Source organism: Ruegeria sp. AB6, assembly GCF_056542685.1.
On the sequence record NZ_JBQGAD010000002.1, the window covers coordinates 510895 to 534090 of the forward strand.

The following is a 23196-nucleotide window of genomic DNA, read 5'->3' on the forward strand; positions in this document are numbered from 1 at the left end:
CCAGTCACAAGAAGGGCAGAACCCGCCAAGCGCTTAGTTAGGGCGTCTGACGGGCTGGCACAAGGGGTTAAGCGTCAACAGTTTCGTGCAGAGCTTTGCGCATCTTGCCGAAATGTTCGTCCCAACCGTTGTCCAGGGCCAGGATTAGGTCGAAAGCCTGGGCGCCCTGCGGCAGGCCTTCGTGCTTCAAGGACAATCGCGTGCCGCCGTCTACGGGCTCCAACGTCCATTTGACCACGCTGACAGCGTCTCCCATCGGTTTCACCGTGAAGGTATATTCAAGATACTGCGGCTTGCGCGCCTCGCGCACCTCTCCCCAGATCAACAGATCGCCGCTTGTGGTTCCGAACATCTCAAGCTTTTGTCCTGCTGCCAGTGGGCGTTCGGGCTTGTGAAACCATTCGGCAAGGCGTTCCGGTTCGGTCAGATAGGCCCAGACAGTGTCCGGCTCAGCGCGCAGGAAGATGGTCTTTTGCAAAGCTGCTTTGGTCATGTTTCTTTCCTCTCAATGGCTTCTTTCAAGTTACGCAGGCGCTCGTCCCAGAACTGATCAAAGAAGCTCAACCAATCCAGAACAGGGGCCAATCCCTGGGGTTCAAGATGGTTGATGCGTTCTCGCCCCCGAGCTTCGACCTGGATTAGGCCTCCGTCCGACAACACGGTCAGGTGTTTTTTGACGGCCGCTCGGGTCATGTCGAAGCAATCTGTCAGTTGCGCGATTGTCATATCCTGCGATGCAAGCATCTGAACGATGTCCCGGCGCGTGGGGTCCGCAAGCGCGCGAAACGCGTTTTGGATTTGGTCAGGCATCCGTTTCCTCATATTCGATACCATTTGGTTTTATATTTATTTGATACCATATGGTATCATGTCAACAGCAATCTCGCCCTTGCAATTTGTTCACGAATTGTTCACATTTCCCGAATGACGTTGGATCTACAACCCGGCCAAAAGCTAGCACGCGGCGTGGCGCGCCATCTCAGCGCGCACGGTTTTGTTTCTGTTGAAGAATTCGTGCCGGCGCGCGGGCTTCGGGTGGACGTTATGGGGCTGGGCCCGAAGGGCGAGCTGTGGGTGGTGGAATGCAAATCCAGCCGGGCGGATTACCAATCGGATTCCAAGTGGCAGGGCTATTTGGAGTGGTGCGACCGATTCTTCTGGGCCGTGGATACCGAGTTCCCGACCGAGCTGTTGCCTGCCGAGACTGGTCTGATCATCGCCGACGCCTATGACGCCGAGATCGTGCGCATGGCCCCAGAGGATAAGCTGGCTCCGGCGCGCCGGAAGAAGATGATCCAGAAATTTGCAACCGATGCCGCCCGAAGGCTGCACGCATTGCGAGACCCAAGGCTTTAGCGCGTTAGTCTTTCACCGCCAGCGCGGCATGCGCGGCAGCGCGAATCTCTTCGGCGATTTCTTCAGCCTCGTCGGGTTCGAAATCCATCGGAATCTCGACGCCATCAGCCTCGATGAACAGGCGCACCATGCCTTGGTCGGTCGGGCCGATTTGCAGGTTGGCCTGAATGTCACGTTCGGTGTTGATACCCATTTGCGCCTCCGGGGATGAGCGTTTGTGCTAGCGCGCAAAGACTTGAGAATCAAGCCGCTGATCGGGTCAGATGAGGAATGAACGACACGGTGATCAGACTTTTTTACCCATCAGACGTTCCGTGGCTGGTCGCGCAGCACGGCCTTCTTTACGAGCGCGATGAAGGGTTCGACAAAAGCTTTGCGCGCCTTGTGCAGCAGATACTGGATGAGTTTGTGGCAACCCATGATCCCTCCTGTGATCGCGGTTGGATCGCGGAACAGGCCGGCGTTCCTCTGGGCAGTATCTTCTGCGTGCGACTGGATGAGACCACTGCAAAACTGCGCCTGTTCTTTCTAGTGCCCGAGGCGCGCGGAAAAGGTTTGGGTAAGCGCTTGCTGCATACCTGTATGGACCACGCCCGCGACACTGGGTTTGAGAAAATGTCGCTATGGACCCACGAAAGCCACCGTGCCGCTTGCGCGCTGTATCAGGCGGCGGGATGGCAATTGACGGGTAGCAAACCGGTGCATTCTTTCGGGGTCGATCTTGTCGAACAAAGCTGGGAAATTCGGCTTTAATCCTCTTGCATTCCCTCGGCGCGTTCGGTACATCGCCCCTCACGAGTGCCGCCTTAGCTCAGTTGGTTAGAGCGCTGGATTGTGGATCCAGAGGTCCCCTGTTCAAGCCAGGGAGGCGGTACCATCTCCCTCATCATCGGTTGAATAATTACAAGGCTGCTTGTCCGGCTGAATGCATGTGCATTGCTGTTCGCGGCGGCGATTTTTCCTTAGACCGAGATCTTACCAGACAGAATTCCTGCAAAGAAGGTGATCAGCCAAAGCGCAACCCAGATCCACAGGAGCGGCTTTTTCTTGATCCGGCCGTGTCGGATCAAAGGAAAGGACAGGGCCGTGCCCGCCAGAGGGAACAGAGCCGTGAATGGCACCAGTGAAAATATCAGCGGCAACATGAAAGGCAGGGTAAAAGCTGCCATTAGAAACGACAGCCCGACATAGGCCAGTGTGACAACCGGGCCGGCCTGAGACTCGCCGACGAGGAACGGAATGGACGATACCAGCATCAGCGCCGCTGTTAACGGAGCCGAGATGACAAGCGCCAGGGCAGCGCAGGTGCAAAGGCTGCGGAAGGGCTTGGTGGTATCAAAATTCCAAGTTCTGAGCTTCACGAAGAAACGCCTCGGGGTGTTGGCCGGCGAAGCTGCGGGGCCGCTCTGCGGTGGCGTGCTTTCGGGACCACTGCCAGAACCGCATCAAAGCCTGCGACAGGAATGCTGTGTCTCAGCGGGCCAGATTTAGTCTCAACTTCATCTTGCTGCGTTTGGCCACGGGCAGGTGCCGGTTTAGGTGTTTGTTCACCAGCCCAAAGCCCCAGATCACCACTAGAGTCAGCAGAATGAAGTAGAAGGCCAGAATAGGGTAGGGGATGAACGGATTGAACGTCTTGTCCGCGAAATAGCCCGCGTAATAAAGCGCATCGCCCCGTTGTTGCCAGACTGGGAAGGCCGAGAAGAAGACCAGCGTGGTGGCGTGGAACAAAAAGATTGCCTCATTTGTGTAGGCAGGCCAGGCAAGCCGCAGCATGGTCGGCCAAATGATACGGCGAAACCGCGACCAGCCGGTCATTCCATAGGCGTCTGCAGCCTCAATATCGCCCTTGGGGATCGAGCGTAGGGCACCATAGAAGATCTCGCCTGAATATGCGGCGGTGTTGCAGAACAACACGATCAACGCTCCCAGCCAGGCAGAGGTCAGTGCGTCGAAGAAGGGAAAACTCTGCTTGAGGGACAGGAAGAAGAAGTAGGCAAAGAAAAACTGGATGAACAGAGGAGATCCCCGGAACAGGAAAATGAACCACTCGGACGGTTTGCGCAGCCATTTCTTGCTTGACGCTTTGCCAACGGCCAGCGCTGTAGCCAGAAAGAACCCGGTCGCCAGCGCCATGATCCCGAAATAAATATTCCAGATCATGCCCGAACCGATCAGGGTGAATTGCTCGCATAGTGTAAAATCATTGCGCGGCAGAAGGCGTTCACCGATGCCGACCGAGCGGAGCGCATAGTCCTGGATGGTCTGGACGCAGCTCATGCGGTGGTCTCCTTGCGCAGAAGCTCTCCGCCTGCGGTGGCTTGTCCGTGCGACAGGCGACGCATCAACCGTTCAAGGCCGATTTCCGAGACGCGGGTCATGCCCAGGTAAAACACGAGCAGAGCAAGGAAGTACCACATACGCCAGTCGCCGTGAGGGTATTGGGTGAATTTCGGGTTTTTGAACGACCCCAGTTCGCGGGCCCAATAAACGATGTCTTCGATGCCCAGCAGGAACAGCAATGGTGTGGCTTTGATCAGCACCATCCAAAGGTTCGACAGGCCGGGCAGGGCGTAGACCCACATCTGTGGTACCAGAATGCGCCAGAATGTCTGGCGGCGGGTCATACCGTAAGCTTCGGCGGTTTCCAGTTGCGCATGCGGGACGGCGCGCATGCCGCCAAACAGAACATTGGCGGCGAATGCGCCAAACACGATTGAAAAAGTAATAACGGCCAGGAAAAAGCCATAGGTCTCGTGAACCCATTCGGGTGCAGTTCCAAGCGGCAGTTTGGCGGCCTGACAAACGATGAAATCATTGCCCTGTCGAACGGGGTCAGTCCATTCGGGGCAAAGAATCTTGTGGCGCGTCCATTCGAATGCCTGATCCAGCGCTATCACGAAGAACATGAAGAACGCGATATCCGGCACACCGCGAACGATGGCGATATAGCCTTTGCCCAACATGGCAAGCGGTGGAAAATGTGACCGCGCGGCCATGGCCCCCAGAAAGCCGAACCCCAATGCAACCGGGGCGGTGATCGCCAGCAGCAGCAGGACCTTGAAGAAGGATAGATAAAACAGCCAATGCACACCGTTGGTCAGGTAACAGGCAAACCAACGGAACGTGCCGAGTGTTTCGGGATCGGTGCAGAACGAGAAAATGGCGGGCCTCTTTGACTTGCAAGGGCTCTGAGGCGGCGCGCCCTAAGTAAGGCGCGCCGCAGAGTTTATCAGAAGGTCGAGGACACTTCCCACTTAGTGATCAGCGCGTTCAGGCTGCCATCGTCCTTCATGGACTGGATGGCCTCGTTGAACTTCTCTTTCAGCTCACCATCGGATTCGCGGATACCCATTCCGACACCGCCGCCCAGCGGAACGTCGTCACCCACAAAAAGCAGGCCCGAGCCATCTTCGGTAAAGGGTGCCAGGAACGACCGGTCAGCAAGGACTGCATCCGCTTCGCCGTTGCGCACAGCAGCAATGGTTTCCTCGGGGCTGGCGAACTCAACCAGAGTTGCACCGGAATCGGCCACATAACCCGCCTGAATCGTGCCGGTCTGGGCGGCGATCACACCACCAGCCAGGTCCACGCCATCAGACATGGCGATATAGGCCGACGGATCCGGCGGCGTGTAGTTCTGGGTAAAGTCGATGACTTCGTCACGCTCATCGGTGATCGACATGCCGGCGATGATTGCGTCGTAGTTGCCCGAGACGAGGTTCGGAATGATCGAATCCCAGTCATTCTTGACCCACTCGCATTCCAGACCTGCGCGTTTGCACAGCTCATCACCCAATTCACGCTCGAACCCGTCGATTTCGCCAGCGTCGTTGACGAAGTTCCACGGCGCATAGGCGCCTTCGGTGCCCAGACGAACGGTGTCCGCCATGGCCATGCCGGCGCTCAGCGCCAAGGCCGCAGTGGTCAGAATCAGTTTTTTCATTGGTTACTCCCCAGTTTAGTTCTGTCCTGAATTTATGCCGCCATAGTGGCGGATAGAAAGCCCTGAAGCCGTTCGGATTCAGGGGTGGTGAAGATATCTTCCGGCAGGCCTTCTTCTTCGATGAGGCCCTGATGCAGAAAGACGACATGGCTAGAGATATCAGCAGCCATCTTCATGTCGTGGGTCACGATGATCATGGTGCGGCCTTCGGCAGCCAGATCCTTGATCACCTTAATCACTTCCTGTTCCAGTTCGGGGTCCAGCGCCGAGGTGGGCTCGTCAAACAGCAGGGCCTCGGGCTCCATGCACAGCCCGCGTGCAATGGCAGCGCGTTGCTGCTGCCCGCCCGAAAGCTGCGCCGGGTAGACATCACATTTGTCGCCAATGCCCACTTTTTCCAGGTATTTTCGGGCGCTGTCCTCAACTTCGGCCTTGTCGCGGCCCAAAACGGTGACGGGGGCCTCCATCACGTTTTGCAAGATGGTCATATGGGACCACAAGTTGAATTGCTGGAACACCATCGACAGATTGGTGCGGATGCGCAGGACCTGTTTGGGGTCTGCGGGGCGGCGGTTGTGGCCCGAACCGCTCCACTGAACCGGTTCTCCCTTGAACAGGATTTCGCCCTGTTGGCTGTCTTCCAACAGGTTGCAGCAGCGCAGTAGTGTAGATTTTCCGGACCCGGATGAGCCGATCAGCGATACGACATCGCCGCGTCTGGCCGTAATATCCACCCCTTTCAGCACCTCAAGATTGCCGAAGCTTTTGTGTAGGTTCTTGATCTCGATGACCGGAGTGGAATCTATCACGGGCGACCTGAGTGTTATTGGTGTTGGTGCGGTACTAGGGCTTAAAAATCAGCCTAATGCAATGCGCAAATGACATATATGAGGTCCGAAACCGTCAAATTGACCAGACGTTCTGGTCGAATCGATCAGGGATTGAGCAGCTTGGCAGCATCCTGCGAAGGGTTGGGGATGGCTAGATAGTCGCGGGCCGGTATCTCTATCAGATCCAAAAGGTGCAATGCATTGCGGTCGCGCGGGGATAAGGCGTTGATCGCACGCCGAACAGCTTGAGTTATGGCGGCCGCATCTTGAGTGCCCGATGTGATATAAGGCAGCGCCGGAGTGGGAGCTGTTGCCTCGACATCCCGCAATGCGGTTCCCAGCTTGGTGTGTTCCTTCAGCATCAACCAGGTTAGCGCATCCAGCGCTGCGAAATCGGCCAGACCGTCGGCAACAGCGCGCGCTGAGTTGGCATGTGCGCCTGTTTCCAAAGCAGACATCGGGCGCAGGCCCAAAGCCTCCAAGTGTACCAAAGGTCCGATCCATCCAGACTGAGAAAGCGGCTCATTATAGGCAAAAACACCACGTGATAGCTCGGTCAAGTCGCGCGGGTCCTGAGTTCGCGCCACAAAAACCGAACGATAGTGGCCCGGTGGGCATCCCGAAAGCCCATGATCCGGTGTTCCTACCAGCTGCACCTGATCTTGCAAATGGGTGCGATAGGGCATTCCGCAGGTCTGCGCGAACAACAGGTCAGGACTTTGCCAAACCTCCCAGGCGTCGACATCGCGGGTCAGTTCGACAGGTCCATAGCCCAGATTGTCTCGAATCAGGGTCCAAAAGCGGTCGTGGGCAGGCCGCAGGCCGGGCATGTCGTACATGCCCAGCATCGCAATCACGACTTGGCGGCCTTTTGTCTGGCCAGCGCAGAATCCACATCGCTGACGCCAAGCAAGCTAACCACAAGTCGTAGCAGCGAGTCCTCCTCGCCGGTGCGGTGCCCATCAGCCAGCGCTACAGACCAGAGCGCCTGTACGACGGCCAGACGGTCGTCATAAGCCACGGCTTCTTTGATGGCGCGGGTAAAGCGCACGGTATCGGGGGCCTCGGACTCAAGGTCTTCGGCGCGGGCGCGCAGACCGGCCGCCTCGAACGGGGACAGGCCATAGCGTTCGGCGGAAATTCGGTCGATTCGCGCCATTTCGCTGTCGGCATAGTCATTGTCAGACCGCGCGATGCGCACCAGCAGCGCCGTTAGGGCAAGGCGGGCATCATCATCGACAAGTGGGTCGGGCTGGGGCTGCGTGAGCCGGGACAAGAAATCACTGAACATGGGTCAGATATAGATTGGGCCTAAGCCTCTTCCAAGCGCCTTTGCACCCGTTCGCGGGCTGTCTGGCTGTCATTATAGCTGAGCCCCATCGAAATACGGGCCTCTTCCACGATTTTCATCTCTCCCTCATCTGACTTTCCGTCGGCCAACACGACTTCCCACAAGGCGTCAAGCGCGGCGAGGCGTTCGTGCAGATCTGTGGTTTCGCGGATCAGCTTGCCGAACGTGTCGGTTTCTGGCGCGGCAGCGTGTAGCTTTTCGCAGGTGGCGCGAACCTTGGCGGCCTCGATCGCGTTATGCTGATAGAGCCGCGCAAGAATGCGGTCGATCAGGCTGATCTCTTCCAGTTTATAGTCCCGGTCCGCTTGCGCGACCCGCACCATCAGAGCCCCAAGGGCCAATTCGGCATCGGGGTCGGGCAGGGCATCGTGTTGGGGCGGGCGAAAGGCCTGAAAGAACTTTTTCAACATAGCGTGAGGGTATTCCATATTTTGTAGTCCGCCAAGCACGGACTACAGGTCATAGCCTCAAATTGACATTTCTTTGCCGGGCGTCGCCCTGCGTGGCGGGGCGTCAGCCCAAGGCCGCTGCGGCCTGTTCCTGTAGCCACGCCACCATTTTGCGATAGGGCACAGGGCCATAGCTGATCCGGGCAACCCCCAGCTTGGCCAAAGTTGCGGTGTCGGGAGTGCCGGGCAGGGCAATGATGTTCACCGGCAGATCCGTGGCCTCACACAGGCGACCGATCATGGCTTCATCCTTTAAACCGGGGGCAAAGAATCCGCTGGCACCTGCATCGGAATAGGCTTTGGCGCGGGCGATGGCGTCGTTCAGCATCGCGTCGTCATGGGTGTCCGGCTGCGCCTTGAGGAAGATATCAGTCCGCGCGTTGACAAAGGCTGGGATACCGGCGGCATCACAACCCGCGCGCATCGCGGCCACGCGGGTCGCCTGCGTTTCGATGTCAAACAGGTCCTTGGTGCCGATGATCTGATCTTCGAAATTGAAACCGATGACCCCGGTCTCCAGCGCGCGCTGTACGTTATCCGAAATGCCCGCCGCATCCGTGGCATAAGCCCCTTCGAAATCCAGCGTCACTGGAAGGTCCACCGCACCGATGATGCGCCGAGCGTTGTCCAACACATAATCCATGGGAATGTTCTGACCGTCCCCGAACCCCTGCGCCATCGCAACCGGTGCGCTGCCCGTGGCCAAGGCTTTGGCCTCGGCATCCTGCACGGCCTTGGCGCTGCCCGCGTCCCAGATATTGTAGAGGATCACCGGATTGCCCTTTTGATGCAGGGCGGCAAAGGTCTTGGCGCGGGTGGTTTGATCGGTCATGGCAGGGCTCCTGTCTTGAAATTTGAAGACAGTTAACCCTGCAAAGGGGCGTTTCGAACAGAAAAATCGAAAGCGCCCCTCACTTTGAGGTGACTTAGACCAGACGCGACGTCTCTTTCGCAGCGCGTACGAAGTCGCGGAACAGAGGGTGGGGCTCAAACGGTTTGGATTTGAGCTCGGGGTGGTATTGAACCCCGATGAACCATGGATGATCGGACCATTCGACAATCTCGGGCAGACGGCCATCGGGTGACATGCCCGAGAATTTCAGGCCCGCTTTTTCTAACTTATCCCGATATTTGATGTCGACCTCATAGCGGTGACGGTGACGTTCTTCGATATTTGAGCCGCCATAAACCTCGGCCACCTTGGATCCATCCGCCAGAACCGCATCATAAGCGCCCAGACGCATGGTGCCGCCCTTGTCGTCGCCAACTTTGCGTTCGACCATGTGGTTGCCCTGTACCCATTCTTTCAGATGGTACACCACGGGTTCAAAACGCTTTTTCCCGGCCTCGTGGTCGAATTCTTCGGACCCGGCCTCGGTGATGCCTGCTGCGTTGCGGGCGGCCTCGATCACAGCCATCTGCATGCCCAGACAAATGCCCAGGTAAGGCACCTTATGTTCGCGGGCATATTGGGCCGCCTTGATCTTGCCCTCGGTGCCGCGCTCACCAAAGCCGCCTGGGACGAGGATTGCGTGGAAGCCCTCTAGATGCGGGGCGGCGTCTTCGGTGTCGAAGACCTCGGCATCGACCCACTCGACCTTTACGCGGACACGGTTCGCCATGCCGCCATGGGTCAGCGCCTCGGCGATTGATTTATAGGCGTCTTCCAATTGGGTGTATTTGCCGACGATAGCCACCTTCACTTCGCCCTCGGCGTTGTGGATGCGGTCGCTGACGTCTTCCCATTTCGCCAGATCTGGCTTGGGGGCCGGGCTGATCTGGAACGCGTCCAGAACCGCCTGATCCAGACCTTCGCGGTGATAAGCCAGCGGGGCGTCATAGATGGTGCTGAGGTCCTGCGCCGCGATCACGCTGTCCGGGCGGACGTTGCAGAACAGGGCCAGCTTTTCGCGTTCTTTCTTGGGGATCGGGCCCTCAGAACGGCAGACTAGAATATCCGGCGCCAGACCGATGGAGCGCAATTCCTTGACCGAGTGCTGGGTCGGCTTGGTCTTCAACTCTCCAGACGCCTTGATGTAGGGCAGCAGCGTGAGGTGCATGAACATGCACTGACCGCGCGGCTTGTCCTGACTGAACTGACGAATGGCCTCAAAGAAGGGCAGGCCCTCGATATCGCCCACGGTGCCGCCGATTTCGCAAAGCATGAAATCGACCTCATCCTCGCCAATGGCGATGAAATCCTTGATCTCGTTGGTGACGTGCGGGATCACCTGAATGGTCTTGCCGAGGTAGTCTCCCCGACGTTCTTTCTCGAGCACGTTAGAGTAAATCCGACCCGAGCTCACCGAGTCGGTCTTGCGAGCAGCAACACCTGTGAAACGTTCATAATGGCCAAGGTCCAGATCGGTCTCGGCCCCGTCATCGGTAACGAACACTTCGCCATGTTCAAACGGCGACATCGTGCCGGGATCGACGTTCAGATAGGGGTCCAGCTTGCGCAGGCGAACCGAGTAGCCTCGCGCCTGCAACAAAGCGCCCAAAGCCGCCGAAGCCAGCCCTTTGCCCAAGGACGAAACCACACCACCGGTGATGAAAATAAAACGCGCCATGTTGTTCGGCTAGCTCCCGTGAGACTTCAAAATCAGCTGCCCGACGGTTTACGAAAAACCGCTGCATCACGGGACTTCACGTATAAAGGATTCGCGCCCACAGCGCAAGAGAACCGCAAGATGCTGTTGCAGTTCTCTGTCAGATTTCTAGGTTTTGTGGCTTAATCCGCTTGCGGGATCAGCGGCGCATTGTCGCCCTGCGCCGGAGGCAGCAGATCATCCGCCGACGGAACCGCCGGTGCGCTTTCTTCGGTCGCGGCTGGGGCAGGGACGCCCAAACGGTCAATGACTGAGCTGCCCGAGGATTTCTGCGCCGCAATGATCGTCAGCGTGATCGAGGTGACGATAAAGCACGCCGCCAGAATCCATGTGACCTTGCTCAGCGCAGTTGCGGCAGCGCGTCCGGTCATGGCGCCGCCACCACCGCCACCCATGCCAAGGCCACCGCCTTCGGACCGCTGCATCAGGACGACGGCGATCAGGCCCAAGGCCAAAAGAAGATGGATGATGAGAACGACGTTTTCCATGGTGGTCCTGTACAGCGTGGCGTGTATCGCGTGGTACTTATGCAAGTTTGGGTCCGGGGGCAAGACACGAGTTTCCATCACCTCTGGTGATGTGTGATATCACGTCAAAGGGACTGGACAGATGGGCGGATCGTGACGCAACCTGCGGCCATGCCACATGACGATCACGACCACCCGCACGCGCTGTTGCCGCCGGAACCTGCGCTTCGAGTAAAGGCGCTGGAAACGATTCTGACCCGCAAGGGTTTGATTGATCCGGCGGCTTTGGATGAAATCATCGACACCTATCAGAACAAGATCGGCCCTCAGAACGGGGCGCGCGTTGTCGCCAAGGCCTGGACGGACCCAGAGTTCAAGCGCGCCTTGCTGGAGGATGCAACACCAGTCGTCGCCGATCTGGGGTTTTACGGGCGTCAGGGCGAACACATCGTAGTCGTTGAAAACACGCCCCAGCTGCACAACATGGTCGTGTGTACCCTGTGCAGTTGCTATCCGTGGCCGCTGCTGGGCATTCCGCCGGGCTGGTACAAATCCGATGCTTACCGCGCCCGCGCCGTGCGTGAACCGCGCAAGGTTCTGGCTGATTTCGGCGTGTCTCTGCCCAAAGACACCGCCATTCGCGCCTGGGACTCAACGGCTGAGATTCGGTATCTGGTTCTGCCGATGCGTCCCGAAGGCACAGAAAGTCTGTCCGAGGACGAACTGACCGCCCTTGTTACCCGCGACAGCATGATCGGCACCGGTCTTCCCAAGGTGCCCTCATGACCCGTGTTCACGATATGGGCGGACGGTTCGGGGATGGCTCAGTTATCCCCGAGGCGGAAGATGCTCCAGTTTTCCCGCAGGAATGGCATGGGCGTGCTCTGGCCGTAACTTTGGCTGCTGGCTTCTTGGGGCAATGGAATATCGACATCTCGCGCCATGCGCGCGAACGTCTGTCACCAAAGGACTACACACGGTTTTCCTACTACGAGAAATGGATTTCGGGCTTGGCCGACCTCTTGATTGAACGGGGTGTCCTGACGTTGGAGGACCTAAAAGGCGGGAACGGTGACACCCCCCATCCGTTGGCGTCGCGAGCCCTGAAAGCAGAGAACGTCAGCGCTGCGCTGGCCAAGGGCGGCCCTGCGGACCGCCCGTCCAAGGTTGCTATGCGTTTCCAGCCGGGACAGGCCGTTCGCACGGCGCACCCATCCGCCAACCGCCTGATCGACGGTGGGCATACTCGGCTGCCAATTTACGCGGCCGGTGCGCAAGGGCGGATATTGCGCCTCCATGGGACACATGTTCTACCTGATTCCAACGCGCATGGATTAGGGGAAGCGCCCGAACCCCTCTACGCGGTGGCCTTCGCGGCATCAGAACTTTGGGCAAACCCGGAAAACCCAAAGGACGAGGTCGTACTGGATCTTTGGCAAAGCTATCTGGAGCCCGCATGACCGACTGCGCCGCACACACAGCGCCCGAACCCGTTTTCGCCGAGCCCTGGCACGCACAGGTCTTCGCGGTGACTGTCGCATTGATTGAAGCAGGCCGATTCGAATGGCCAGATTGGGCCACCCGATTTTCCGCGACACTTAAGCGGCGGGGGCTTTCGAAAGAGTTGGATGGCGGAGACGACTATTTTCGAGCGTGGCTGGACGCGCTTGAAACCCTGTTGGAAGACGCCGGAGAGGCCGATGCGCAAGATATCAGCGAAGTGTTGGCAGCTTGGGAAAATGCCTATCTGACTACGCCGCACGGACAGCCAGTCAAATTGGCAACCGGGTAGGGGGCTCTGCCCCCGCCGCCCGTTCCGGGCGACTCCCCCGGGATATTTATAGCCAGATGAAGCAGGGGATCCGCTCTTCATCTGGCTATAAATATCCCCCCCGGCGGCACCGCGCGCAGCGCGGTTCGAAGCTGCGGCGAATTATCGGTTTCCCTGTCGCTGACACATCGCTATACGAGCCGAGTTTGATTACTCAGCGCAAAAGGACCTGTTATGGCCAATGTGGTTGTTGTCGGCGCCCAGTGGGGTGACGAAGGAAAAGGCAAGATCGTCGACTGGCTCAGTGAGCGGGCGGACGTGATCGCGCGCTTTCAGGGTGGGCACAATGCCGGTCATACACTGGTTATCGATGGCGAGGTCTACAAACTGCACGCGTTGCCGTCCGGCGTCGTCCGCGGGGGCAAGCTGAGCGTGATCGGCAATGGTGTCGTGTTGGACCCTTGGCATCTGCTCAAGGAGATTGGGACCATTCGCGCGCAGGGCGTCGACATCTCTCCTGAAACACTGATGATCGCTGAGAATACGCCTTTGATCCTGCCTATTCACGGCGAGCTCGATCGGGCACGTGAGGAAGCCGCAAGCAAGGGCACCAAGATTGGGACCACTGGTCGTGGGATCGGCCCGGCTTATGAGGACAAGGTGGGGCGCCGATCCGTTCGTGTTGCTGACTTGGCCGATGAGGCAACGCTCGAGGCGCGCGTCGACCGGGCGTTGCAGCATCATGATCCGCTGCGTAAGGGCTTGGGGATCGAGCCGGTTGACCGCGACGCGCTGATTGCGCAGTTGAAAAACGTCGCGGCGGAGATCCTGCCCTTCGCCGCACCGGTCTGGAAAGTGCTGAACGAAAAGCGCAAGGCCGGTAAGCGCATTTTGTTCGAAGGGGCACAGGGGGCTTTGCTGGATATCGATTTCGGCACCTATCCGTTTGTGACCTCGTCCAACGTGATTGCCGGTCAGGCGGCAACGGGTGTGGGCATCGGGCCGGGCTCGATCGATTTTGTGCTGGGCATTGTCAAAGCATACACGACCCGTGTAGGCGAAGGTCCGTTCCCGACCGAACTGGATGATGCCGACGGTCAGCGCTTGGGCGAGCGGGGCCATGAATTCGGTACCACCACGGGGCGCAAGCGCCGCTGTGGCTGGTTTGATGCCTGTCTAGTGCGTCAGACCTGTGCAACCAGTGGTGTGAACGGCATCTCGCTGACTAAACTGGACGTTCTGGACGGGTTCGAGACCTTAAAAATCTGTGTGGGGTACGAACTGGACGGCCAACGTCTGGACTACTTGCCCACCGCTGCGGATCAGCAGGCGCATTGCAAGCCCATTTACGAAGACATGCCGGGTTGGAGCGAATCCACTGAAGGCGCGCGTAGCTGGGCGGACTTGCCTGCCAATGCGATCAAGTATGTGCGCCGGGTCGAGGAACTGATCGAATGCCCTGTGGCCCTTTTGTCCACCAGCCCGGAGCGGGACGACACCATTCTGGTGACCGACCCGTTTGCTGACTGATGAGTAGCGAGGAAAAGCCGGGCCTTAGCTATAAGGCGCGGCGTAGATGGTCTCTGGTTCTGCTTCTGGTGGGACTGCCAGCCTATATCGTGGCGGTTGTGACGGTCGTGAACTGGCTTGATCGACCGCCGATTTGGTTAGAACTTCTGGTCTATGTGGTTCTGGGCGTGCTCTGGGCTTTGCCGTTCAAATTTGTGTTTAAGGGTGTTGGCAAGGAAGACCCGGGTAACACACAAGATTGACCGTCAATACCGACCTCACCTTCGAGGCCAACTGAGAATTGCACGGGCGAATGCATGGTATTCTCCGGAGATTTCTTCAGCCAGGCTAAAGGGTGAAGGCCATGGCGTCGCCAGTGTTGCTTCGATCTGGCCTGTGATTAGTTTCAATTCTGCTTTGTGCTTGGCTGCCAGACGACGCATCTTTTGGTTGGTGGCAAGGCACAGCATGTGGACTTCGTTGATCCCGCGATTGCGTGCAGCGGTAAGGAGGCGGGAGAGCAACCCGTCTCCAATGCCCCTGTCTTGCCAGCCAGTTTCAACAGTTAGCGCGACCTCTGCTACGTAGTTCAGGCTGTCCGGAACAGCCCGAAGTTCCCCTACGCCGCGCAGTCGTGAATCCGGGAAAGCCCCAAAAATCAACGCCGCATCATCAAAGATACCGGAAAGATAAGCTTCAACGAATTCTGTGCTGACCGGCGCGCCGAAACGCGATGTCAGTGCGTCATTATCCAATGATTTGAAGTGGCTTTCGATTTTGGGCCTGTCATGGAGCCTCAGACGGCGAATCGGAAGTTCATACATGGCGCGACCTCTGTTTGAACCGAGGGAAAAGTGCCTGGCGTAGTGGTTCAAACCTAGCATAATTCTGCGGTGCAGCATAGCAGGACGCTAGGTACTTTCAGTTTAGTGCTCAAAAAAGGGCCAGAGGAATTGCTCTGGCCCTTCTGGTTTTAGTTTATTTGGCGATCAGCCCGCGGCGCGTTCGTCGTCGTCGGGGCGGAAGCCGATATCAGTTGAGGCTGCAAACCGGCCACCACCGGCTTTTTCGATTTTGCCGTCGCGCAGCAATTGACCGAATGAGCGCAGGCTTTCCTCGCGGTTGAAATCCGCCTGTTGGAGCGACCGGATTTTGTTCATCAATTGCGGACGCGAGAACTGCTCCTGACCTTCGATAAAGGACAGATAGGATGCGGCGGCTTCCAGAAGGTCGGGCAAGGACTGGGCGCCCTGTTCTTGTGCGAAAAGGGCAAAGCCGCCTTCTTCGCCCGCCTGAGCATCCTCAGATGAAGACACGCGGCGCGGCGTGACGGGGGCTGCCTCAGGGGCATCCGCGTCGATACGCTGCTCGGCGACCAGTTTCAGCGGGGCCATCTTATCTGATTGCGGGCGCGTGCCGGTGACCTGAATGTCCGGCCGGCGTGGGCTGACCGATGCGGTCAGATCACGATAGACGCTGTCATCAGATGTTTCTTCGGCTTTTGGCTTGTCCTTGCGCTCGGCTTCGGTCGCGGCCACTGCAGCGCGCAGGTGCGAGTATGTCTCGCGCTGATCTGTGGTTGCCGGGTCCTCCATCTGGACATCGGCTTTGTCCATAAGACGCGAAACGTCCTGGTCCAGGCTTCCGGTATCCGAGGCAGAGTCCGCCGCGCGTCGGGCAAGAAAAGCCTCGACATTCGAAATCTCGCTCAGCAGGTCTTCTTCATCGTCGGCAGTCAACACCCCTTCCTCTTGGGTGGTGTCGTCCTCCGGCATATCCATGGCTTCCTCGTCCTCCTGCAGCAGGTTGACGGGATCGTTTTCTTCCATGGCATCGGCTTCGGGTGTCAGGTCTTCTTGCGCTGCTGCCTCGGCCTCTTCAACCATCGCGGCAGGCTGAATTTCTTCTTCCGGCTCACCATCAGAGACTTCGGTTGGGGCTGCTTGGACTTCTTCTGCAGGTTCACCGAATTCGGTGCTCAGGGTATCGTCGAAGACCTGCTCAGTTTCTTCAGGCGCATCTTCGACAATCTCATCTTCGGCCAAGGCTTCTTCGATCGCGGCCACAGCCTCTTCCGGGGATTCCTGCGGTTCGGTATCGGACGCTTCGCCCAAATCCTCGGCGCTTAGCGAACCAGCTTCGAATGCTGCGGCCACAGCGTCCGACGGTCCGGCCGCCGCCTTCATCAAGGTCGTTTCTTCATCCTCGGAATAGATGACGGTGTTTTCTTCCGAATGGGAAACGACCGCGCGGATGCGTTGCAGTTTGGCGGCGATGCTGTCGGCGGCAGGGGGGGACGCGTCTTCGATCTCGTCCGCCTCGGCAGCCACCGGATCGGGTTGAGTCGGTACAGGCTCAGGGTCGGCGGCGGGCGTGGGTGCGGCGGCAATCGGGGCGGGTGCGGGTTGTTCAGTGGCACGCAACAGCAGGCCGGAGTCATTCTGGCTGGCTTCCACCCGCCGCGCGACATCGCGCTGAGCGATGCGGGCCAACATCTCGGCATCCGGTTGCGGGGGTTCTGACCCAAAGTAGCGATCCTCGGCGGCAAGGTCGCGGAAATATTCTGCGATTGCCTTCATTGTCTCGAAGGAATCGTCAAAGCCTTCCAAAGTGCATGAGAAGGTTCCGTATGAAACGGTCAAAACCTTGTTATTCTGTACCATCAGACGCACGTCCTTTACAAACTACGAGAGCCAACCCGCCCGGCGATGGGCATACCCATTGGCCCTGAACTATGCCAATCAGCCTATCATTTTGTGGTTTCAATGTGTCCAAATCCGGGAAAAATGATCAATCTTAGAAAAAACACGGGAATTGTACGCTGTGATGGGCCAATAACGCTAGTCGGCGGCGGAGAAATCAACCCAAGGGACATCGAACTGGCGCTGATTCGCGCCGAAACCTGCGTTGCAGCTGATGGAGGGGCCGCACCGCTGCTGGATGCAGGGGTCATTCCCGACGCGGTGATTGGCGATTTTGATTCGCTTTCACCGGATCACAAGGCCCAGATTCCGGCGGAACGGTTGTTTCTTATCCGTGAACAGGACAGCACGGATTTCGACAAGGTTCTTCGCAATGTGGAAACGCCGCTGGCGCTGGGTGTCGGGTTTCTGGGCGCGCGTCTGGATCATCAGTTGGCGGTGCTTAACGCTCTGGTTCGACATCAGGATCGCCCTTGTATCCTATTGGGCGTGCAGGAAGTGGTGTTTCACGCGCCACCTCGGATCACATTGCCTTTGGCGGTGGGGGAGACCGTGTCATTGTTTCCTTTGCGGTGCATAACCGGGCGCAGTCAGGGGCTGGAATGGCCGATTGACGGGTTGGAACTGGCCCCGGATGGGCAGGTCGGGACCTCGAACCGCGCCGTATCCGAGGTGACGCTGGAGATGGAGGGGCCGGGGCTGCTTGTGATGGTGCCTCGGGATGCGTTGGATCAGGTCATGCAGGCGTTTCTGTCGGGGCAGACCGGGCGCTGGCCCGCTCTCGCAGAATGACGAACAATCCGGCTGCGATGGTGATGGTGATCCCGATGGCTGCGATTCCGTCGGGCAGGTCATGGAAGATCAGCCAGCCGATCAGGGTGGCGACGGGGATTTCCAGATATTGCATCGGGGCCAGTGTGGCCGAGGGCGCATAGCGCAGGGACCACGTCATGAACAGATGCGCCACGGTGCCCAAAAGTCCGATGGCCCAGAGAAGCGCATAGGTGCCGTCGGCGGGTGCGATCAGCAACAGTTCCCATACACCTGCTGCGGTTCCGATCAGAAGAAACGGCAGCATCAGGACCGCGGCCATGGTGCCCGAGACCGCTTGTAGGGCGATTGGGTCCGTCTCCTTCGCAATGTGTCGTGTGACCAGCATGAACAGCGAAAAGACCACGGCGACCACCAGCGGCAACAAAGCTGCGGCGCCGACTTGTACAAAGCTGGGCTGAATCACCAATAGCGTACCGATAAACCCGACGATACAGGCGATCAGGCGGCGCAGGCCGACCTCTTCCCCCAGAACGTATTTGCCGAGTAGCAGCATGATGAAGGGCATGACAAACGCGATGGCCACCGCGTCTGCCAGCGGCAGATATTGCAGCGAGGTGAACATCGCGCTGATTCCGATGATGTGCAGAACGGTACGCAGCAAGGTCAGCCGCACCACGCGCCCGGTCATCCGCCAGACCCGCCCCGTCAGGGCGACCAGCGGCACAAGCACCAGCGCCTGCACGGCGAAGCGCACAAAGACCAGCATGGCCACCGGAGTCGTCTCGCCCAACAGCTTGGCCATCGCATCGCCCGCCGGGGCGAGGACGCAAAAGCCAAGCATCAACATGATGCCAAGAACGGGACGATCCTGAGTCATGGGCGGCACGCTACGGGGTTTGCGCCGCCGATGAAAGCGCCAGTCTCAGCAGTTTGGGACGTTCACGGCCAAACCGCCCAGCGAGGTTTCCTTGTACTTCTCGTGCATGTCGTGCCCGGTTTGGCGCATGGTCTCGATCACCGCGTCAAGCGGGACAAAATGATGCCCGTCCCCGCGAAGCGCCAGAGACGCGGCTGAAACCGCCTTGATCGCCCCCAATCCATTGCGTTCGATGCAGGGGACCTGAACCAGCCCGGCGACCGGGTCGCAGGTCATGCCAAGGTGATGCTCCAACGCGATTTCAGCGGCGTTTTCTACCTGTTCCGGCGTACCGCCCATCACCGCGCACAAACCTGCGGCGGCCATGGCTGAAGCGCTGCCGACCTCGGCCTGACATCCGGCCTCGGCCCCCGAGATTGAGGCGTTGAACTTGACCAACCCGCCAATAGCGGCTGCAGTCAGAAGGAAATCCTCAATGCGGCTTTCAGAGGCACCTGGCACGTGATCCAGGTAATAACGCAGCACCGCCGGCAGCACGCCCGCCGCGCCATTGGTGGGGGCGGTGACGACCTGACCCCCAGCGGCGTTTTCTTCGTTCACGGCCATGGCGTAAACGCTCATCCAGTCGTTGATCGTGTGCGGGGCGTTCAGGTTCATGCCCCGCTCGGCTTGCAGCGCGTCATGGATGCCCTTTGCGCGACGGCGCACGTGCAGGCCACCAGGCAGGATGCCATCGGTGTTCAGACCACGCTCGATACATTCGTTCATCACTTGCCAAAGGCGCGCGGTGCCCTTGGCGAAACTGTCCGCGCACCCGCGCGCGATCTCGTTGGCGCGCTTCATTTCGGCGATGCTTTTGCCACTGGCTTTGGCCATGTCAAGCATCTCGACTGCGGATTTGAAGGGGAAGGGCACCGGGTCGCCTTCGTCGGTCGCCTTGCCCTCGGCCAGTTCCTCTTCGGTCAGAACAAAGCCACCGCCGATCGAGTAATAGACCTGCCGCAGAATCACATCGCCCTGTGCATCTGTGGCCATCAGGATCATGCCGTTGGCGTGGCCGGGAAGATTGTGTTCATAGTCAAAGACCAGATCAGTCTTCGGATTGAACTCCAGCGTCGGCAGCCCCTCGGGCGTGACGCTATGCGTTTCGTTGATCGCGGCCAGCGCGGCCTCGGCCTTTTCATTGTCATAGGTGTCGGGCACAAAACCGGCGAGGCCCAAAATGGTGGCGCGGTCGGTGGCATGGCCGACACCGGTGAACGCCAGCGATCCGTGCAAAGACCCGCGCAGCCCCGAAAATTCGAACGGAGAGGCGCGCATCTGGTCCAAAAACCGCGCGGCGGCCACCATCGGCCCCATAGTGTGCGACGAGGACGGGCCGATGCCCACTTTGAACATATCGAAGACAGACAGGAACATATCAGGTAGCAGAGCCTTCTGGAGGGTTAGCGTAAGTCGGGGCGGTGAATGGCGTGGCGCCCAACCCCTCGGCCGCGATGGCGGCGCGGGTTGCGGGACGGGCTTCCAACTGCATCACGATGCGTTGCAAGTGAGGAGTATCAGCCAGTTGATACCAACTGCGATCCGCCTTGGCAGGATAGAGCGCCATCCAGCGCATCTGACAAGCCAGATAGTAGGTCAAAACCGACGGGCTGTCAGGTTGCAGCCAGTTCGGAGTGCTTTGGGCCTGCGCATCCAGCAATTTCAGGTGATGCCGCAGGCGCGGGCGGATGCCAGTGCGCAGGGTGTCGGCCTGTGCCGCGTCGATATATTTCTCGGCATAGAACAAAATGCGCAGATCGGCGTGCAACGTGTTCGAAGCAAAGAACAGCCATTTCAGAAACGCGGCCCGCTCGGGATCGGTGGCGGCGGGGGCCAGTTGCCCATGGGTGTCCGACAGCCACAGCAGAATAGCGGCTGTTTCGAAAATCGGGCCCTGGGGCGTTTCCAGAACAGGAATCAGCCCGTTGGGGTTCAGCGCGCGATAATCTGCGCTGTCCTGCGCGTTGCGGGTGCGATCCACCAGCACGGTCTCGAACGGCAGGCCCATCTCGGACAGTGCCAGTCGGATCACCAGCGAGGCGTTGTCGGGGGCATAGTGCAGGCGATAGGGCGCAGTCATGAAACCTATCTATACCTTACATCATTTTCCCAAAGCCCTGATTGCGACGTTTCCAATCGGAAACGCGTAGTTTCGCGACGTGTTGGCCTGCGCGGTTCTGCAATTCGCTCTCGCAGTTGGCGCGGGCATTCCGTATACGTTGCCTCAGTAAGACAGGGGGATGCCGCCATGACCGCAGAAATGTCACCGATCGACCGGGCAAAATACGTGGCCGCGCGTCGGGCCGCCGATCTGGTGCAGGAGGGTATGCGCGTGGGGCTGGGGACCGGGTCCACCGCCGCCTGGATGGTGCGTCGTTTGGGCGAACGGGTGCAGGAGGAAGGCCTGAAGATCAAGGGCGTGCCCACCTCGACCCGGACTGCGCAGCTTGCGCGTGAGGTCGGGATCGAGGTCGTGTCTTTGGATCAGGCCGGATGGTTGGATATGACCATCGACGGCGCGGATGAGTTCGATCAGGAGATGAACCTGATCAAGGGCGGCGGCGGCGCGCATTTGCAGGAAAAGATCGTCGCGACGGCCAGCGATAAGATGGTGGTCATCGCCGATGCCGGGAAAGAGGTTGAGACCCTTGGCGCTTTCCCCCTGCCGCTCGAGGTCATTCCTTTTGGCTGGCAGACCACGCGCACTCTGGTCGAAGAGATTCTGGATACGATGGACGTTCTGGGGACTTCGACTGCTTTGCGGATGGATGGGGACGAGCCCTTCGTCACGGATGAAGGCAACCATGTGCTTGACCTGCATCTGCACCGTATCGGAAACGCCCGGCAGCTGGCTCTGGTGCTGAATCAGGTGCCCGGCGTGGTCGAAAACGGGTTGTTCATCGACATCTGCGACAAGGTGGTGATTGGCCATGGCGATGGCCGGGTCGAGATCAGGGATATCAATGAGGGCACGACCGAAACAGAGCAACCCTCCGACAGCGATGAGAACCTGTTTTTGGACATTGCGGACTGATCCGTATGATTTCTTCACAAAATCCGGCCCATCAAGGGTTGGCAGTTTCGCAATCGACCCCAGATAAGCAACGAAATTTGGCCTGACAAAAAGGAACTCGGGATGAGCTTTGACTATGATCTTTTCGTCATCGGCGGCGGCTCGGGCGGGGTTCGCGCCGCGCGTGTCGCGGCGGGTGAAAACGGGGCCAAGGTGGCGCTGGCCGAGGAAGATCGCTATGGCGGAACCTGCGTTATCCGGGGCTGTGTGCCCAAAAAGCTGATGGTGTTCGCCAGTGAGTTCTCGGGCATGGTGGGTGACGCGCAGGCTTACGGTTGGGATATCCAGCCCGGCGCGTTCGACTGGAATACGTTCCACGGCAAGCTGGTAACAGAACTGGATCGGCTGGAAGGCATCTATCGCAACATCCTGAAGAACAACGGCGTGGAAAGCTTTGACCAGCGGGCCACCGTGGTGGATGCGCATACGGTTGAACTGGCCGATGGCACCCGCAAAACCGCCAAGCATATCCTGATCGCCACCGGCGGTCGCCCGGTTGTGCCTGAGTTTCCGGGATCAGACCTCGCCATCACTTCAAACGAGATTTTCCACCTGCCGAAACTGCCCGAAAACATCCTGATCGTGGGCGGCGGCTATATCGCCAGCGAATTTGCAGGGATCATGAATGGGCTCGGCGTCAAGACCACGCAATTCTATCGCGGTGAACAAATCCTTCGCGGCTTTGACCGAGAGGCCCGCGATTTGATCTGCAACGAAATGCGCGCAAACGGGATCGACGTGCGCCTGGGTACAAATGTGGTTGAAATGGCCAAGGATGGCGACAAGATCCGCGTCAAAGCCACCGACGGGACCGAGGATCAGTTCGACGTGGTCATGTACGCCACCGGTCGCGCGCCCAACGCCGACAATCTAGGGCTTGAGGCTGTTGGTGTCGAACGTGGCCGCAAGGGTGAGATCATCGTGGATGAATACAGCCAGACCGGCGTGCCCTCGATCTATGCCATCGGGGATGTGACTGATCGTGTAAACCTGACCCCGGTTGCGATCCGCGAGGGCATGGCCTTTGTGGAAACCGTGTTCAAGGGCAACCCAACCCCGGTGGATCACGAACTGATCCCGACCGCGATCTTCACGCAGCCCGAAATGGGCACCGTTGGTTTGAGCGAAGAAGAGGCCGCAGCACAGGAACCAGTCGAGATTTATGCAACTTCGTTCAAACCGATGCAAAAGGCGTTTGCGGGTGGGACCGACAAGGTGATGATGAAGCTGATCGTGTCTCAGGCGACGCGCAAGGTGCTGGGCTGTCACATCGTCGCTCCGGGCGCGGGTGAGATGATCCAGCTGGCGGGCATTGCCGTAAAGATGGGCGCAACCAAGGAAGATTTTGACCGCACGGTCGCCGTTCACCCGGTCATGGCCGAAGAACTGGTGACAATGCGTCAACCTGTGCGCACTGCTTGATTTGCAACCACGCGCACA

The 23196-nt window shown here is 58.8% G+C and carries 29 protein-coding genes and 1 tRNA gene; 11 read left to right on the forward strand and 19 right to left on the reverse strand.

The annotated features are described in order from the left end of the window. Nucleotides 1-67: 67 nt before the first annotated feature. Together ACR0DB_RS06630 and ACR0DB_RS06635 are read right to left on the reverse strand one after the other, a co-directional pair. Entirely contained in the window at nucleotides 68-493 is a 426-nt protein-coding gene (locus ACR0DB_RS06630) for an SRPBCC family protein (protein ID WP_480549627.1), read from the reverse strand. Then, nucleotides 490-810, reverse strand: coding sequence for an ArsR/SmtB family transcription factor (locus ACR0DB_RS06635; RefSeq protein WP_480549629.1), 321 nt, complete (start codon nucleotides 808-810; stop codon nucleotides 490-492). Before ACR0DB_RS06635 ends, ACR0DB_RS06630 begins: the two co-directional genes overlap by 4 nt. A 114-nt stretch (nucleotides 811-924) precedes the next feature. Here ACR0DB_RS06635 and ACR0DB_RS06640 point away from each other — a divergent pair, with 114 nt between their 5' ends. Beyond that, the gene (locus tag ACR0DB_RS06640) at nucleotides 925-1356 is read left to right on the forward strand and encodes an MmcB family DNA repair protein (protein WP_170784335.1); all 432 of its coding nucleotides are present in this window, start codon (nucleotides 925-927) and stop codon (nucleotides 1354-1356) included. A gap of 4 nt (nucleotides 1357-1360) precedes the next feature. Here the strand turns inward: ACR0DB_RS06640 and ACR0DB_RS06645 are convergent, their stop codons facing one another. Then, entirely contained in the window at nucleotides 1361-1549 is a 189-nt protein-coding gene (locus ACR0DB_RS06645; protein ID WP_480549631.1) for a DUF6324 family protein, read from the reverse strand. 77 nt (nucleotides 1550-1626) lie between these two features. On the opposite strand from ACR0DB_RS06645, the gene ACR0DB_RS06650 reads away from it, so the two are divergent. Then, complete coding sequence (locus ACR0DB_RS06650) at nucleotides 1627-2109, forward strand: GNAT family N-acetyltransferase (RefSeq protein WP_480549633.1); 483 nt, start codon at nucleotides 1627-1629, stop codon at nucleotides 2107-2109. 47 nt (nucleotides 2110-2156) lie between these two features. Next, a tRNA-His gene (locus tag ACR0DB_RS06655) sits at nucleotides 2157-2233 on the forward strand. 85 nt (nucleotides 2234-2318) lie between these two features. Here the strand turns inward: ACR0DB_RS06655 and ACR0DB_RS06660 are convergent. From ACR0DB_RS06660 to secG, 11 genes are all read right to left on the reverse strand, one after another. Continuing rightward, nucleotides 2319-2717: a hypothetical protein gene (locus tag ACR0DB_RS06660; protein ID WP_480549635.1), complete on the reverse strand. Its 399-nt coding sequence runs from the start codon at nucleotides 2715-2717 to the stop codon at nucleotides 2319-2321. 112 nt (nucleotides 2718-2829) lie between these two features. After that, nucleotides 2830-3636 (reverse strand): ABC transporter permease, encoded by an 807-nt coding sequence (locus ACR0DB_RS06665; RefSeq protein ID WP_480549637.1) that lies wholly within the window; start codon nucleotides 3634-3636, stop codon nucleotides 2830-2832. Next, nucleotides 3633-4520: an ABC transporter permease gene (locus tag ACR0DB_RS06670; protein ID WP_170769835.1), complete on the reverse strand. Its 888-nt coding sequence runs from the start codon at nucleotides 4518-4520 to the stop codon at nucleotides 3633-3635. Before ACR0DB_RS06670 ends, ACR0DB_RS06665 begins: the two co-directional genes overlap by 4 nt. A gap of 68 nt (nucleotides 4521-4588) precedes the next feature. After that, nucleotides 4589-5302 carry a transporter substrate-binding domain-containing protein gene (locus tag ACR0DB_RS06675; protein ID WP_480549639.1) on the reverse strand — a complete coding sequence of 238 codons (714 nt, stop codon included), beginning with the start codon at nucleotides 5300-5302 and terminating at the stop codon, nucleotides 4589-4591. Nucleotides 5303-5334: 32 nt separating this feature from the next. Continuing rightward, on the reverse strand, nucleotides 5335-6111 hold the full coding sequence (locus ACR0DB_RS06680; protein WP_480549641.1) for an ABC transporter ATP-binding protein: 777 nt from the start codon (nucleotides 6109-6111) through the stop codon (nucleotides 5335-5337). Nucleotides 6112-6236: 125 nt separating this feature from the next. Beyond that, complete coding sequence (locus tag ACR0DB_RS06685; RefSeq protein WP_480549970.1) at nucleotides 6237-6980, reverse strand: phosphate/phosphite/phosphonate ABC transporter substrate-binding protein; 744 nt, start codon at nucleotides 6978-6980, stop codon at nucleotides 6237-6239. A 5-nt stretch (nucleotides 6981-6985) separates the two neighbouring features. Further along, nucleotides 6986-7423, reverse strand: a complete 438-nt coding sequence (locus ACR0DB_RS06690; RefSeq protein ID WP_170769364.1) for a tellurite resistance TerB family protein — start codon at nucleotides 7421-7423, stop codon at nucleotides 6986-6988. 20 nt (nucleotides 7424-7443) lie between these two features. Next, nucleotides 7444-7893 (reverse strand): tellurite resistance TerB family protein, encoded by a 450-nt coding sequence (locus ACR0DB_RS06695; protein WP_170769836.1) that lies wholly within the window; start codon nucleotides 7891-7893, stop codon nucleotides 7444-7446. A gap of 103 nt (nucleotides 7894-7996) precedes the next feature. Next, nucleotides 7997-8764 (reverse strand): isocitrate lyase/PEP mutase family protein, encoded by a 768-nt coding sequence (locus ACR0DB_RS06700; RefSeq protein WP_480549643.1) that lies wholly within the window; start codon nucleotides 8762-8764, stop codon nucleotides 7997-7999. A gap of 94 nt (nucleotides 8765-8858) precedes the next feature. Beyond that, nucleotides 8859-10502, reverse strand: coding sequence for a CTP synthase (locus tag ACR0DB_RS06705; RefSeq protein WP_480549645.1), 1644 nt, complete (start codon nucleotides 10500-10502; stop codon nucleotides 8859-8861). Between the two features lie 161 nt (nucleotides 10503-10663). Beyond that, a complete protein-coding gene (gene secG / locus ACR0DB_RS06710; RefSeq protein WP_170788438.1) occupies nucleotides 10664-11029 on the reverse strand; it encodes a preprotein translocase subunit SecG in 366 nt (121 codons plus the stop codon). 150 nt (nucleotides 11030-11179) lie between these two features. On the opposite strand from secG, the gene nthA reads away from it, so the two are divergent. The 5 genes from nthA (at nucleotide 11180) to ACR0DB_RS06735 (ending at nucleotide 14551) form a co-directional block, all read left to right on the forward strand. Continuing rightward, the gene (gene nthA / locus ACR0DB_RS06715; protein ID WP_480549972.1) at nucleotides 11180-11794 is read left to right on the forward strand and encodes a nitrile hydratase subunit alpha; all 615 of its coding nucleotides are present in this window, start codon (nucleotides 11180-11182) and stop codon (nucleotides 11792-11794) included. Beyond that, the gene (nthB, locus tag ACR0DB_RS06720) at nucleotides 11791-12468 is read left to right on the forward strand and encodes a nitrile hydratase subunit beta (protein WP_170784344.1); all 678 of its coding nucleotides are present in this window, start codon (nucleotides 11791-11793) and stop codon (nucleotides 12466-12468) included. The genes nthA and nthB overlap by 4 nt, the downstream gene beginning before the upstream one ends. Continuing rightward, nucleotides 12465-12800 carry a nitrile hydratase accessory protein gene (locus ACR0DB_RS06725; protein ID WP_480549647.1) on the forward strand — a complete coding sequence of 112 codons (336 nt, stop codon included), beginning with the start codon at nucleotides 12465-12467 and terminating at the stop codon, nucleotides 12798-12800. The genes nthB and ACR0DB_RS06725 overlap by 4 nt, the downstream gene beginning before the upstream one ends. A 213-nt stretch (nucleotides 12801-13013) precedes the next feature. Continuing rightward, nucleotides 13014-14309 (forward strand): adenylosuccinate synthase, encoded by a 1296-nt coding sequence (locus ACR0DB_RS06730; RefSeq protein WP_480549649.1) that lies wholly within the window; start codon nucleotides 13014-13016, stop codon nucleotides 14307-14309. Next, on the forward strand, nucleotides 14309-14551 hold the full coding sequence (locus tag ACR0DB_RS06735) for a DUF2842 domain-containing protein (RefSeq protein WP_170784346.1): 243 nt from the start codon (nucleotides 14309-14311) through the stop codon (nucleotides 14549-14551). Before ACR0DB_RS06730 ends, ACR0DB_RS06735 begins: the two co-directional genes overlap by 1 nt. 15 nt (nucleotides 14552-14566) lie before the next feature. Here ACR0DB_RS06735 and ACR0DB_RS06740 read toward each other — a convergent pair whose 3' ends face one another. After that, the gene (locus ACR0DB_RS06740) at nucleotides 14567-15112 is read right to left on the reverse strand and encodes an N-acetyltransferase family protein (protein ID WP_480549651.1); all 546 of its coding nucleotides are present in this window, start codon (nucleotides 15110-15112) and stop codon (nucleotides 14567-14569) included. Between the two features lie 165 nt (nucleotides 15113-15277). Next, on the reverse strand, nucleotides 15278-16951 hold the full coding sequence (locus tag ACR0DB_RS06745) for a hypothetical protein (RefSeq protein ID WP_480549653.1): 1674 nt from the start codon (nucleotides 16949-16951) through the stop codon (nucleotides 15278-15280). Nucleotides 16952-17074: 123 nt separating this feature from the next. On the opposite strand from ACR0DB_RS06745, the gene ACR0DB_RS06750 reads away from it, so the two are divergent. Continuing rightward, on the forward strand, nucleotides 17075-17782 hold the full coding sequence (locus tag ACR0DB_RS06750) for a thiamine diphosphokinase (RefSeq protein ID WP_480549655.1): 708 nt from the start codon (nucleotides 17075-17077) through the stop codon (nucleotides 17780-17782). Here the strand turns inward: ACR0DB_RS06750 and ACR0DB_RS06755 are convergent. The 3 genes from ACR0DB_RS06755 to ACR0DB_RS06765 are packed head-to-tail and all read right to left on the reverse strand — an operon-like array spanning nucleotide 17727 to nucleotide 20763. Next, nucleotides 17727-18641, reverse strand: a complete 915-nt coding sequence (locus ACR0DB_RS06755; RefSeq protein ID WP_480549657.1) for a DMT family transporter — start codon at nucleotides 18639-18641, stop codon at nucleotides 17727-17729. The genes ACR0DB_RS06750 and ACR0DB_RS06755 overlap by 56 nt on opposite strands. A 45-nt stretch (nucleotides 18642-18686) precedes the next feature. After that, complete coding sequence (locus tag ACR0DB_RS06760; protein ID WP_170784350.1) at nucleotides 18687-20060, reverse strand: L-serine ammonia-lyase; 1374 nt, start codon at nucleotides 20058-20060, stop codon at nucleotides 18687-18689. Between the two features lies 1 nt (nucleotide 20061). Beyond that, nucleotides 20062-20763: a glutathione S-transferase family protein gene (locus ACR0DB_RS06765; RefSeq protein WP_170784351.1), complete on the reverse strand. Its 702-nt coding sequence runs from the start codon at nucleotides 20761-20763 to the stop codon at nucleotides 20062-20064. Between the two features lie 168 nt (nucleotides 20764-20931). Here ACR0DB_RS06765 and rpiA point away from each other — a divergent pair, with 168 nt between their 5' ends. Both rpiA and gor read left to right on the forward strand, forming a co-directional pair. Continuing rightward, the gene (rpiA, locus tag ACR0DB_RS06770) at nucleotides 20932-21717 is read left to right on the forward strand and encodes a ribose-5-phosphate isomerase RpiA (protein ID WP_480549659.1); all 786 of its coding nucleotides are present in this window, start codon (nucleotides 20932-20934) and stop codon (nucleotides 21715-21717) included. 102 nt (nucleotides 21718-21819) lie between these two features. Then, a complete protein-coding gene (gor, locus tag ACR0DB_RS06775; RefSeq protein ID WP_480549661.1) occupies nucleotides 21820-23178 on the forward strand; it encodes a glutathione-disulfide reductase in 1359 nt (452 codons plus the stop codon). The last annotated feature ends 18 nt before the right edge of the window (nucleotides 23179-23196 follow it).